This window comes from Pontibacillus sp. ALD_SL1 (assembly GCF_017355605.1).
The window spans coordinates 3,164,622-3,176,650 of the sequence record NZ_CP062974.1 but is presented as its reverse complement, the minus strand read 5'-3'; the positions used below and the strand labels follow the sequence as shown (position 1 = coordinate 3,176,650).

The window sequence follows — 12,029 nt, the reverse complement described above, 5'->3', positions numbered from 1 at the left end:
TTGCCTCTTTTTTTATAGATGTTTAAACCAACTTTCTTATAAATGGAAAAAATAGACTGATGACTTGATGCATGTACCCTTACACTTTTAGGTTCACTCCATACAGTAATATATAAAAACAAAGGGAGTGAACCTTGATGTCTTTTGATAAAGATTGTCGAATAGTTGAGTTAGAAGCTGAAATTGAAAAGCTAAAGAAACAAATGCAAAAACAACATCAGGAACAAGAAAATGAATTAGATAATGAAATGGAACAAGATCAGGAACAAGAGCAAGATCAGGAGCAAGATCAGGAGCAAGAGCAAGAGCAGGAGCAAGAGCAGGAAAACGAACAAGATCAGGAAAACAAGCAAGACCAGGAAAATGATCAAGAAAACGAACAAGAGCAGGAGCAAGAGCAAGATCAGGAGCAAGAGCAAGAAAACGAACAGGATCAGGAAAACAAACAAGACCAGGAAAATGATCAAGAAAACGAACAAGAGCAGGAGCAAGAGCAAGATCAGGAGCAAGAGCAAGAAAACGAACAGGATCAGGAAAACAAACAAGACCAAGATCAAGAAAACGAACAAGAGCAAGAAAACGAACAGGATCAGGAAAACAAACAAGACCAGGATCAAGAAAACGAACAAGAAAACGAACAAGAGCAAGAAAATGAACAGGATCAGGAGAACAAACAAGACCAGGATCAAGAAAACGAACAAGAAAACGAACAAGAGCAAGAAAATGAACAGGATCAGGAAAACAAACAAGACCAGGATCAAGAAAACGAACAAGAGCAAGAAAACGAACAAGATCAGGAAAACAAGCAAGACCAGGAAAATGATCAAGAAAACGAACAAGAGCAAGAAAATGAACAAGACCAGGACCAAGAAAACGAACAAGAAAACGAACAAGAGCAAGAAAATGAACAAGATCAGGAAAACAAGCAAGACCAGGATCAAGAAAACGAACAAGAGCAAGAAAATGAACAAGACCAGGACCAAGAAAACGAACAAGAAAACGAACAAGAGCAAGAAAACGAACAGGATCAAGAACAAGAGACAGAACAAGATCAAGAGCAAGAAACAGAGCAAGAACAAGATCAGGAACAAGACCTAGATAATGATCAGGAAAATGAACAGGAGCAAGAGCAAGAGACAGAGCAGGAACAAGATCAAGAGCAAGAAACAGAGCAAGAACAAGATCAGGAACAAGACCTAGATAATGATCAGGAAAACGAACAGGAGCAAGAGCAAGAGACAGAGCAGGAACAAGATCAAGAGCAAGAAACAGAACAAGAACAAGATCAGGAACAAGAACAGGAACAAGACCTGGATAATGATCAGGAAAATGAACAGGAGCAGGAGCAGGAGCAAGAGCAAGATTTAGACAATGATCAGGATTTAGATCAGGATCAAGAACAAGAAACAGAACAAGAACAGGAACAAGAAACAGAACAAGAACAAGAACAAGACCAACGCAATCGCCAATACAACCAAGATGATCTAACCCTTGAAAACATCGGTAATCCAAACATTCGTATCTATAATGATAATAATCTGTATCTTATTCTTGCTATTTTAGCTTTTATGTTTAATGGGAATGGAACTGGTAGTACTGGAAGTGGATCAACTTGTGAGAGTACAGATGGATTATCGAGCCTTAGAGGTTTAGTTGAATTATTGCGTGATTTAAAATCAGAGTTATAAGCTAAGCCGTTAGGAGAGAGAGTCCTTTCTCTCTCTTTACATAAATGTAGATTCTTTGACGATTGTGCAGTATTTTGGGTATGGTATAGAAAGACATAAGTTCTAGAGAGGGGTCCGTCGTATGGAAACGATCCAAATCGATCACGTCCAAAAAGCGCTTGAAGATTTAGCGCATAAAGATGTATATATTCATTTAGAAACCACGAATGGTGCTTATGCGCGCCACTTTGACTCTAACGCATATAATGTAGGAGCATTTATTCGTAATGCCCAAGTAAAATATACGCAAGCAAAAATTATTGGTCATGAATCCTATCGAGTGGGATTAAAGACGCAACTTGGTTGGATTTATGCAGAAGGTTTAACAGACTGGGAGCTTGATGATCAAGGTCGTTTGTTAATGGCTGGCCACGATAATGAAGGCCGTTTAATGGTTGCTTTAGAAATTAGCGAGACACCGTTTAAATAATAAATGAAAGTGAGGGAACGTAACATGGGTCAACATGTCGCCATAATTTTACCGCACCCTGATGATGAAGCATTTGGGTGTTCAGGTACGATTCTTGAATTCAGGGAAAAAGACATTCCTGTAACCTATTTCTGTGGAACATTAGGAGAAATGGGTCGCAATATGGGAAGTCCGTTTTTCGCTAATCGTGAAACGTTGCCTGAGATTCGTAAAGAAGAATTACAAGATGCTTGTAAAGAGTTAGATATCAACTTGGAAATGCTCGGTTACCGTGATAAAACGTTAGAGTTTGAAGATCGTACTGAGGTTGCAAAGGATATAAAACAGCGTCTTGAGGAAATCAACCCAAGCCTTGTTATTACGTTTTATCCTGGGCATGCTGTTCACCCTGATCACGATGCAATGGGAGCAGCAGCGATTAAAGCTGTTGAAATGATGGATGAGTCTAAGCGCCCTGAAGTTTGGGCGAAAGCCATTACGCATAATCGTCGTGAGTTGCTGGGTGAACCTGATATCGTACGGGATGTTGAAGATTACTTTGAAGGTAAGATGAGAGCCATTGAAGCTCATCGCTCTCAGGCAGAAGGCATGATGAAGCAATTCCGTGATAGTCCAAACCTGAAGGAAGTTAATTCTGAAGGGCGTAAGCTGTTGAAGTACGAAGAATTTTATAAGTGGACGTTTTAATGAATTCCCCTTGTTTTTCTGATGAGAAGCAAGGGGTTTTTTGTTTGTTTTGATTTTAACAAACCCATAGTTTTATAGAGGGAATTATGTAGAGAATCAAGAAAGAGGAATAAGTGAATGGATGTTGAAACGTAATGATCATTTGATGCGTATAAAGATAAGGAAGACAAAGGAGAGATGAACCGTGCAGGAAGAGCGAAAGAGAATTTTAACAATGCTTCAAGAAGGAAAGATCTCAACAGAGGAAGCAGAGGAGTTACTTGATGCTTTAGCGTACGCGAGTGATGTTAAAGAGGCTGAGGGGCAAGAAGGGAAGTCAACGGACCTTTCTAAGAAAGTGGATTGGGATGCGCGACAAGATCACAAGTCCTACAACTCTGGTTCAACAAAGCAACGTTTCAAAAGTTTAGTAGGGGAAGCCTTTAAGAAAATAAAGAATGTAGATTTAGATTTCAACTTTGGTTCTTATCAAAGTGTTCATCATATTTTTCAACATCAGGGAGTAACGTTTACTAACGTATATATTGATGTGGCGAATGGAAATGTAATGGTGAAGCCATGGAAGGAACAAGATATGCGCCTGGAGTGTCAGGCTAAAGTGTACCAAGTTAATAATCAAGATGAAGCTCGTGAGCGATTTATGGATATGAAGAACTTTACTGTAGATGACGAAGTTCTTAGGTTCGAAGTGAAATCGAAAAAGGTCAAGACGGATGTAACGCTTTGGGTGCCAGAGAAAGCGTATGAAGACGTTTCGCTTCGTGTCTTTAATGGGAAAATAGAAGCAGAAGGGCTTCCTGTTCATGACTTAGACGTGAAAACATCCAACGGAGACATTATCCTTCATAAGATGGAAGGTCATGAGTGGGAGTTAAGCACCTCAAATGGATCGATTACTGCCGAGCAAGTAAAGTGCGATGATTTAGAAACCGAGATGATGAATGGGTCTGTGAAACTGGCGGGAGACTTTGGCAAAGTTGATGCGCAAGTTATTAACGGAAATATTAAGTGTACGTGGCAGGGGGATCGTGGACATACCGGTTTCTTTAAAACCACTACCGGGAATGTTGATCTTATCGTACCTAAACCTGTACGGTTAAATGGCAAGATGTTCACCAATCTTGGAAGCCTCCACTGCCATTTGCCAGATTTTAAAACGATCTCCGAGCAGAAAGAAACGCTTAAAAAAGAGTTGAAATTTGAAACAAATCCTCACCTGGATCACATTTTGCATGTTGAAGCGGAAACGAAAACTGGTTCCGTTAAGATACAGGGTGATGAAGGGGGAGGCTTATAAAGGAGTGATAGGATCATGAATTGGCTTTTTAGTATTATTCTAAATGCTGTGGCTATTATTGCCGTTGATCAATTATTTGATTCAATATACTTAGCAGGGATTGGAACGGCTATCTTAGCCAGTTTCATTCTTTCAATTTTAAACGTTATTGTACGTCCAATTTTAGTTGTCCTAACCTTGCCGATTACCGTTTTATCACTTGGATTATTCCTATTTGTAATCAACGCGATTACGCTAATGATTACGCAAGGCTTACTTGGAAGTAGTTTTGAGATTGAAGGATTTGGCATGGCGATCCTTGCTGCCATTATCTTATCTATCTTAAACCTAATCCTGAACCAACTCTTCAAAGACGCTAAGAAATAAAACTGATCCCACGCGGATCAGTTTTTTTATTGCATTATATTTTGGTGCGATGTAGTACTTTAGTGGAGTGAAGGGTGTCAGACACGCGTTAGTGCTTTAGCGAAATATAGGGTGTCTGGCACGGTGTAGTGCTTTAGAGCGATGAAGTAGGGTGTGTTTTTTTGTTTGGGTTGTTTTGTTTCCACAGAGTTTTGTAAAAAATGCTACAATAGGGGAAGTGATTATTGAGGATAACCTACAGGGAGGATTACATATGTCGAAAGTTCGAACCCAGGATTTGTTGGATCAATTTAATCTAGAAATTGTCGCTGGTGAGGATGGCGTTCACCGTGAGATTTCAACAAGTGATATCTCTAGACCTGGAATGGAAATGGCGGGCTATTTTAAATATTATCCGTCTGAGCGTTTGCAATTGCTAGGCAAAACGGAGTTGTCGTTCTTTAACGAACTCAATCAAGAAGATAAGAAGGAACGTGCTGTTAAGTTATGTACAGATATTACACCAGGTATTGTGATTACACGTGGAATGGAAGTACCTGATGCACTTATAGAGGCAGCATCTGCGGCGGGTGTGCCAATTATGCGATCTCCGCATAAGACGACTCGTGTTATTAGCCGGTTAACCAACTTCTTAGAAACGAAGTTTGCACCTTTTACAGCTATACACGGCGTTCTAGTGGACGTTTATGGCGTAGGTGTTTTAATAACAGGACAGAGCGGTGTTGGTAAAAGTGAAACAGCTCTTGAACTAGTCAAGAGAGGTCACCGTCTTGTAGCTGATGATAGTGTAGAAATTCGTCAGGAAGACTATGATACATTAATCGGAAACTCACCTTCTCTTATTGAACACCTATTAGAGATTAGAGGCTTAGGCATTATTAATGTAATGACTTTATTTGGAGCTGGGGCCGTTCGCAGCTTTAAGCGAATTACATATTGCATTAACCTCGAGCTATGGGAAAAGAACAAACAATACGATCGCCTCGGTTTAGAAGAGGAAACGATGAAGATTATGGATGTTGAAATTCCTAAAGCGACTGTACCTGTGCGACCAGGCCGAAACCTTGCTGTTATTATTGAAGTAGCTGCGATGAATTTCCGTTTGAAGCGCATGGGTGTAAATGCAGCTGAAGAATTCTCCCACCGTTTAACCGGTATGATTGACGAGAATAAAGCTGGTTCACCGAAAGGAGGATTCCCAGGTGCAGACGTGTAGTCCAGATCCTATAAGTCGAGTTTTTCTAGACCTGGGGCCTTTCACAATTTATTGGTATGGTGTCATTATTGCCACAGGCGCTTATCTAGGGCTATGGCTTGCTATGCGGGAGTCAGAACGGCTTGGTTTTAAGAAAGACACGTTTGTTGATTTAGTTGTGTTTGCGATTCCAATCGCTATTATTTCAGCTCGTATCTACTATGTTATTTTTGAATGGGAACGGTATGTGAATGGTTCCTTAGTCGATATATTTGCGATTTGGGAAGGCGGTATTGCCATCCATGGTGCATTAATCGGTTCTGTTGCAACAGCCGTTGTATTCGCTCGCGTTCGAAAACTTCCATTTTGGCAGCTAGCTGATATTGCAGCACCTAGTATTATTTTAGGTCAAGCCATTGGGCGCTGGGGGAACTTTATGAACCAGGAAGCTCATGGTGGCCCTGTTTCAGAGTCGTTCTATCAGAATGTGATGCAATTCTTACCAAATTTCATCAACCGTCAAATGTGTATTGAGGGTGTTGTGTATCACCCTACCTTTTTATATGAATCCGTGTGGAACATACTCGGCTTTGTATTCTTATTGGTGTTGCGCAGATTCAATCCACGTCGCGGTGAAGTATTCTTAAGTTATGTCATTTGGTATTCATTCGGACGCTACTTTATTGAACAAATGCGTACAGATAGCCTTTATATCATTGGCTCGCTTCGTACAGCGCAAGTAATCTCCATTGTACTAATTCTAATTGCATCGGCTCTCATTATGTACCGACGCAAAACAAATAAAGCAGATCGAGATTATGAAGGCAATAAACTGAACAAGTAAGGAGGGTATCCCTTGCCTGGTATATTGCAAAGAGGGTTGAGACAAGGATTGAATGTAACGTGGGCTCTTGGAAAAGTCATATTTCCAATCACGTTACTCGTAACTGTTCTCCGGTTTACTCCTGTCTTAAAGTGGATTATGGAATGGATTACACCACTCATGAAGTGGATCGGACTGCCAGGTGAGGCGGCAATTCCGCTTGTTTTAGGAAACTTTTTAAACCTCTATGCTGGGATTGGTGCCATTGTCTCATTTGATTTCAGTGTAAAAGAGGTATTCATTATGGCCGTTATGATGTCGTTCTCTCATAACTTGCTGATTGAATCAACAGTGGCATCGAAAGTGGGAGTGAAATGGTGGTTTGTTGCAGGAATTCGCTTATCACTTGCCTTTCTTTCAGCCATACTAATAAATGTCTTCTGGCAGGGCGGTTCTGAATTGGCCCAGTATGGACTCATTACCCAGCAACCTGATCCAGAAGGCTATGGTGCAATTGCGTTGCTTGGTGTTCAAACAGCCTTAATGAGTGTTGTACAACTTGCAGCTATTGTAATCCCTCTGATGGTTGCGATGCAGTGGCTAAAGGAAAAGAATTGGTTAAACCTCTTCTCGAAATGGCTCGCCCCTTTCACGCGTGTATTGGGAGTAGAGCGCAACGCATCCATGACCCTTGTGGCGGGACTTGTTATTGGGCTAGCTTATGGAGCTGGTCTCATGATTCAAGCTGTAAAAGAAGATGGGGTGTCGAAAAAGGACATGTACTTGTCGCTTATATTCCTTGTCTCCTGTCACGCGGTTGTAGAGGACACATTGATTTTCATACCGCTTGGAATTCCGGTTTGGCCACTGTTATTGATTCGTCTGGTAACAGCTATTGTCCTAACAGCTATTGTCGGTTTCGTTTGGAACCGAACTACATCAAAAGGAAAGGAAGCCACATATGACCATACGCACTCTTCTATTTGATTTAGATGGAACATTAATTAATACAAATGACTTAATCATTGCATCGTTTCTTCATACGACAGAAACGTATGCCCCGGGGAAATATAACAGAGAGGACGTTCTGAAGTTTATTGGTCCTCCACTTGAAGAAAGCTTACGTAAAATCAATCCAGATGCAGATGTGGAAGAAATGATGAACACGTACCGTACCCATAATCATGAGAACCACGACCGTCTCGTAGAAGCTTACGATGGTGTTGTTGAAACGTTAGAAAAACTTAAGCAAGCAGGGTTTAAGCTAGGTATTGTTACAACAAAGATGCGCCAAACGGTAGACATGGGGATTGAACTTACCCATATTGCTGATAAATTTGAAACGATTGTAACTTTAGACGATGTAACCCATGCTAAACCTCACCCAGAACCGGTCGTTCGTGCAATGAAAGAACTTGATGCGAAGCCAGAAGAGACAATCATGGTAGGGGATAACACACATGATATTGAATCAGGACAGAATGCCGGTACCAAAACAGCAGGTGTAGCTTGGACGGTAAAAGGGCGTAAAGTATTGGATGACTTAGAACCAGACTATATGCTTGAACATATGAGTGATATTTTAAAAATCGTGATGGAGTGATCCTATGAGAAACACTGAGCGTCACCGGGTGAAAGAGGCCAATTCACTCTGGCACGTCTATAAGACAGTTCCTTTTTGGAAGGTCGTCAAGAATTTTGTCGTCATTCAACTGGCTCGTTACACGCCATTTTTGCCGGTGAAAAATTGGCTATATCGTACATTTCTTCGTATGGATGTCGGTGATCAGGCGGCTTTTGCTCTTATGGTGATGCTCGATGTGATGTTTCCGGAAAAAATCTCTGTTGGACGGAACACGGTGATCGGTTATAACACGACCATTTTAGCGCATGAATACTTGATTAAAGAGTACCGCTTAGGTGATGTTAAGATCGGCAGTAACGTCATGATTGGTGCAAACTCAACCATATTGCCAGGCATAACGATTGGAGATGACGCGATCGTTTCAGCTGGAACGCTCGTACATAAAGACGTTCCACCGGGCTGCTTTGTCGGTGGCAATCCTATGCGCGTCATCTATGACCAGGAAGAAATGTCTCGACGTCAGACAGAAGACGCTTTTTTAAAGGACTAGCTCACCACTAGTCCTTTTTACTTGCACGTGCGCTTTCGCGCTGTAAAGTACAAACGGGTGTCAGACACCATTCAGTATGGTAATACAGCATAGTACTAAAGGGTGTCTGACACCCTTTAGTTGATTAAAGGAGGTAAGGGTATGGAGTTGCCGAAGGGGGTTTTGTCGGCTGTTAAGAGTATTAAGCATTTTGAACATTTACTTGAGAGTGATGAGGAAGTGATCATTCTATTAGAAACAAGGTTGTCGTTGCTGCCTAAGTTAGTAAGGAAAGCCAGAAAGCATGGGAAGAAAATTCTTGTTCATACCGATTTAATCCAAGGGTTAAAAAATGATGATTATGGTTTGGAGTTCTTATTTCATGAAGTGAAGCCTCACGGGGTTATTTCGACAAGGTCCAATGTAATCACAGCTGCTAAGAGGCATAATATATTAGCGGTTCAACGTTTATTCCTCATAGATAGTCAAGCGCTTGATCGGAATGTAGCCATTATGAAAAAGACCCAACCAGATTACGTTGAAGTCCTACCAGGATTAATCCCCTCCTTTATATCTGAAATTAAAGAAGAGCTGGGAATTCCGATTATTGCCGGCGGTTTAATTAGAACGAGAGAGGATGTTCAATCAGCTCTAAAAGCAGGAGCTCATGCTGTTTCTACATCCAGGAAAGAATTGTGGGAAATAGAATAGTGTTGACAGCGTTTTCATCAGGTAGTATATTAGACTTCACAAGTTAACATTAGTGGCGGAGAGTAGGAGAACCACACGCACTTGTAGGACTTTCGATGTGAGAATGTCCCTAACAAGAAGCGTGTGGTTTTTTATGTGTCTAAAAGTGGTATAGCTATCTAAGCCAGCACCTAATGAAAGAAGGTATATTATGACAGAATTTATAGGCGAATTGATCGGCACAATGATCCTGATTATCTTTGGAGGTGGTGTCGTAGGTGGCGTTGTGCTTAAAGGATCGAAAGCTGAAGGTACCAGTTGGGTATTAATCTCTTTTGGTTGGGGCCTTGCTGTAATGCTTGCCGTCTACGCTGTTGGGAAAGTCAGTGGAGCACATATTAATCCAGCTGTAACACTAGGCTTTGCTATGGTGGGAGAGTTCCCGTGGAGCAAAGTTCCGAAATACTTAAGTGCACAGTTAGTAGGTGCCTTCATCGGGGCAATAGTAGTTTTCTTTCACTATTTACCTCACTGGAAAGAAACAGAAGACCAAGGGGCGAAGTTGGCGGTGTTTTCAACCGATCCAGCGATTCGAAGTCCTTTATCCAACTTTGTAAGCGAAATTATAGGAACATTCATGTTAGTGATGGGACTATTATTTATTGGTGCCAATGATTTTACACAAGGATTAAATCCAGCGATTGTAGGACTTCTCATTACCGCAATTGGTATGTCACTTGGTGGTACTACAGGGTATGCGATTAACCCTGCTCGAGATATTGGACCTCGCATTGCTCACTATGTTTTACCGATTCCGGGTAAGGGAACTTCAGATTGGAGATACGCTTGGGTTCCGCTCTTTGGACCCATAATTGGTGGGATCTATGGAGGTCTTTTCTATAAAGCTATCTTTGTGAACGATCTCATGGTAGCCTTTTGGGTATTTACTGTAATGATTTTAGCTATCTTTTTAACAGCTGCACGCAAAGAGCTAAAAGAAGCAAATAGTGAGAGTGACGAGGGTGTTCAAGCATCCCGTGTGAATGCATAATTTAAGGTAAAGGGAGATGAGAGAAATGGAAAAATATATTCTATCTATTGATCAGGGGACAACAAGTTCCAGAGCGATTTTATTTAATAAAGAAGGGGTTATCGTTGAAACAGCTCAGAAAGAGTTTCAACAATTTTTCGAAAAGCCAGGTTGGGTCGAACATGATGCGAATGAAATCTGGACGTCTGTATTAGGGTGTATTGCAGATGTACTTAGAAAGTCGGAGGTTGAGCCGAACCAGATTGCTGGTATCGGTATTACCAACCAGCGTGAAACGACAGTTGTGTGGGATAAGAATTCCGGTCGTCCAATCTATAAAGCCGTTGTATGGCAATCACGTCAAACAGCTCCAATCTGTAATGAACTTCGTGAACAAGGATATAACGATACATTCCGTGATAAGACAGGTTTACTTCTAGATCCTTACTTCGCAGGTACGAAAGTGAAGTGGATCCTTGATAACGTAGATGGAGCTCGTGAGAAGGCTGACAATGATGAGTTGATGTTCGGTACGATCGATACGTGGTTAATCTATAAACTCTCTGGTGGTAAAGCTCACGTTACCGATTATTCCAACGCGTCCCGTACTCTTATGTACAACATCTACGACCTGAAGTGGGATGATGAGCTTCTAGAAATTCTAGGCGTGCCAAAATCAATGCTGCCAGAAGTTCGCCCATCTTCAGAAGTTTATGCAGAAACAGTTGATTACCACTTCTTTGGAAGTGAAGTTCCGATCGCTGGGGTAGCAGGAGATCAGCAGTCAGCCTTATTTGGTCAAGCATGCTTCGAAAAAGGCATGGCGAAGAACACTTATGGTACAGGTGGATTTATGTTAATGAATACGGGTGAAGAACCTGTGAAATCTGACCATGGACTTTTAACCACAATTGCTTGGGGACTTGATGGAAAAGTAGAGTATGCGCTTGAGGGTAGTATTTTCGTTTCTGGGTCTGCCATTCAGTGGCTGCGTGATGGTATTGAAATGATTAAAGATGCTCCTCAAAGTGAGCAGTTAGCGGGCGATGTCGATTCTACAGATGGTGTTTACGTTGTTCCTGCGTTCGTGGGACTTGGAACGCCGTACTGGGATAGTGATGTTAGAGGAGCTGTATTTGGTCTGACTCGTGGTACAAAGAAAGAGCACTTCGTACGTGCTACACTTGAATCCCTTGCCTATCAAACGAAAGATGTTCTAAACGCTATGATTAGCGATTCTGGACTAGACTTAAAGACAATGCGTGTAGATGGCGGAGCTGTTAAAAATAACTTCCTTATGCAATTCCAAAGTGACATGATCGACACCCAAGTTGAGCGTCCAACAGTTAATGAAACGACTGCGTTAGGTGCCGCTTATCTTGCAGGTCTTGCGGTTGGTTACTGGGATAGCAAAGATAAAATTGAAGAGCGTTGGCAAAAAGACCAAACCTTCGAACCAGAGATTTCTGAAGAAAAACGAGAAGAATTGTATGAAGGCTGGCAGAAGGCTGTTAAAGCAGCACAAGCATTTAAATAAGTCAATTTAAGCAGAATGGTGTGCAAACCTTAAAATTCTGTTATAATAAATGTACAAGTTAACACGATTCGGTTGGAGAAACGGAGAGACCACAAATCCTTTACGGGAAAGCTGTAAAGGGGTTTGTGGTCTC

13 protein-coding genes are annotated in these 12,029 nt (G+C 41.4%); all 13 read left to right on the top strand.

Annotation, left to right across the window (positions count from 1 at the left end):
• Positions 1–137: 137 nt before the first annotated feature.
• The 13 genes from IMZ31_RS16120 (at position 138) to glpK (ending at position 11,896) form a co-directional block, all read left to right on the top strand.
• Entirely contained in the window at positions 138–1,688 is a 1,551-nt protein-coding gene (locus IMZ31_RS16120; protein WP_207528289.1) for a hypothetical protein, read from the top strand.
• A 121-nt stretch (positions 1,689–1,809) separates the two neighbouring features.
• Complete coding sequence (locus IMZ31_RS16115; RefSeq protein WP_036782888.1) at positions 1,810–2,157, top strand: YojF family protein; 348 nt, start codon at positions 1,810–1,812, stop codon at positions 2,155–2,157.
• 24 nt (positions 2,158–2,181) lie between these two features.
• On the top strand, positions 2,182–2,844 hold the full coding sequence (bshB2, locus tag IMZ31_RS16110) for a bacillithiol biosynthesis deacetylase BshB2 (protein WP_207528288.1): 663 nt from the start codon (positions 2,182–2,184) through the stop codon (positions 2,842–2,844).
• Between the two features lie 184 nt (positions 2,845–3,028).
• Positions 3,029–4,141 carry a DUF4097 family beta strand repeat-containing protein gene (locus IMZ31_RS16105; protein WP_207528287.1) on the top strand — a complete coding sequence of 371 codons (1,113 nt, stop codon included), beginning with the start codon at positions 3,029–3,031 and terminating at the stop codon, positions 4,139–4,141.
• Between the two features lie 15 nt (positions 4,142–4,156).
• Positions 4,157–4,507: a phage holin family protein gene (locus tag IMZ31_RS16100; RefSeq protein ID WP_036782880.1), complete on the top strand. Its 351-nt coding sequence runs from the start codon at positions 4,157–4,159 to the stop codon at positions 4,505–4,507.
• Positions 4,508–4,760: 253 nt separating this feature from the next.
• Entirely contained in the window at positions 4,761–5,723 is a 963-nt protein-coding gene (gene hprK / locus IMZ31_RS16095) for an HPr(Ser) kinase/phosphatase (protein ID WP_207528286.1), read from the top strand.
• Positions 5,710–6,546, top strand: a complete 837-nt coding sequence (gene lgt / locus IMZ31_RS16090) for a prolipoprotein diacylglyceryl transferase (RefSeq protein WP_207528285.1) — start codon at positions 5,710–5,712, stop codon at positions 6,544–6,546. Before hprK ends, lgt begins: the two co-directional genes overlap by 14 nt.
• A gap of 12 nt (positions 6,547–6,558) precedes the next feature.
• The gene (locus IMZ31_RS16085; protein WP_207528284.1) at positions 6,559–7,512 is read left to right on the top strand and encodes a nucleoside recognition domain-containing protein; all 954 of its coding nucleotides are present in this window, start codon (positions 6,559–6,561) and stop codon (positions 7,510–7,512) included.
• Positions 7,487–8,128 carry a pyrophosphatase PpaX gene (ppaX, locus tag IMZ31_RS16080; RefSeq protein ID WP_036782868.1) on the top strand — a complete coding sequence of 214 codons (642 nt, stop codon included), beginning with the start codon at positions 7,487–7,489 and terminating at the stop codon, positions 8,126–8,128. Before IMZ31_RS16085 ends, ppaX begins: the two co-directional genes overlap by 26 nt.
• A gap of 4 nt (positions 8,129–8,132) precedes the next feature.
• A complete protein-coding gene (locus IMZ31_RS16075; protein WP_207528283.1) occupies positions 8,133–8,660 on the top strand; it encodes an acyltransferase in 528 nt (175 codons plus the stop codon).
• Positions 8,661–8,801: 141 nt separating this feature from the next.
• The gene (locus IMZ31_RS16070) at positions 8,802–9,350 is read left to right on the top strand and encodes a glycerol-3-phosphate responsive antiterminator (RefSeq protein ID WP_207528282.1); all 549 of its coding nucleotides are present in this window, start codon (positions 8,802–8,804) and stop codon (positions 9,348–9,350) included.
• Between the two features lie 190 nt (positions 9,351–9,540).
• Positions 9,541–10,380: an MIP/aquaporin family protein gene (locus IMZ31_RS16065; RefSeq protein ID WP_207528281.1), complete on the top strand. Its 840-nt coding sequence runs from the start codon at positions 9,541–9,543 to the stop codon at positions 10,378–10,380.
• A 25-nt stretch (positions 10,381–10,405) separates the two neighbouring features.
• Positions 10,406–11,896: a glycerol kinase GlpK gene (gene glpK / locus IMZ31_RS16060; RefSeq protein ID WP_207528280.1), complete on the top strand. Its 1,491-nt coding sequence runs from the start codon at positions 10,406–10,408 to the stop codon at positions 11,894–11,896.
• The last annotated feature ends 133 nt before the right edge of the window (positions 11,897–12,029 follow it).

Coding starts and splice junctions, on each gene's coding strand:
- IMZ31_RS16120 (WP_207528289.1), top strand. CDS start 138: ATGTCTTTTGATAAAGATTGTCGAATAGTTGAGTTAGAAGCTGAAATT.
- IMZ31_RS16115 (WP_036782888.1), top strand. CDS start 1,810: ATGGAAACGATCCAAATCGATCACGTCCAAAAAGCGCTTGAAGATTTA.
- bshB2 (WP_207528288.1), top strand. CDS start 2,182: ATGGGTCAACATGTCGCCATAATTTTACCGCACCCTGATGATGAAGCA.
- IMZ31_RS16100 (WP_036782880.1), top strand. CDS start 4,157: ATGAATTGGCTTTTTAGTATTATTCTAAATGCTGTGGCTATTATTGCC.
- hprK (WP_207528286.1), top strand. CDS start 4,761: ATGTCGAAAGTTCGAACCCAGGATTTGTTGGATCAATTTAATCTAGAA.
- ppaX (WP_036782868.1), top strand. CDS start 7,487: ATGACCATACGCACTCTTCTATTTGATTTAGATGGAACATTAATTAAT.
- IMZ31_RS16075 (WP_207528283.1), top strand. CDS start 8,133: ATGAGAAACACTGAGCGTCACCGGGTGAAAGAGGCCAATTCACTCTGG.
- IMZ31_RS16070 (WP_207528282.1), top strand. CDS start 8,802: ATGGAGTTGCCGAAGGGGGTTTTGTCGGCTGTTAAGAGTATTAAGCAT.
- IMZ31_RS16065 (WP_207528281.1), top strand. CDS start 9,541: ATGACAGAATTTATAGGCGAATTGATCGGCACAATGATCCTGATTATC.
- glpK (WP_207528280.1), top strand. CDS start 10,406: ATGGAAAAATATATTCTATCTATTGATCAGGGGACAACAAGTTCCAGA.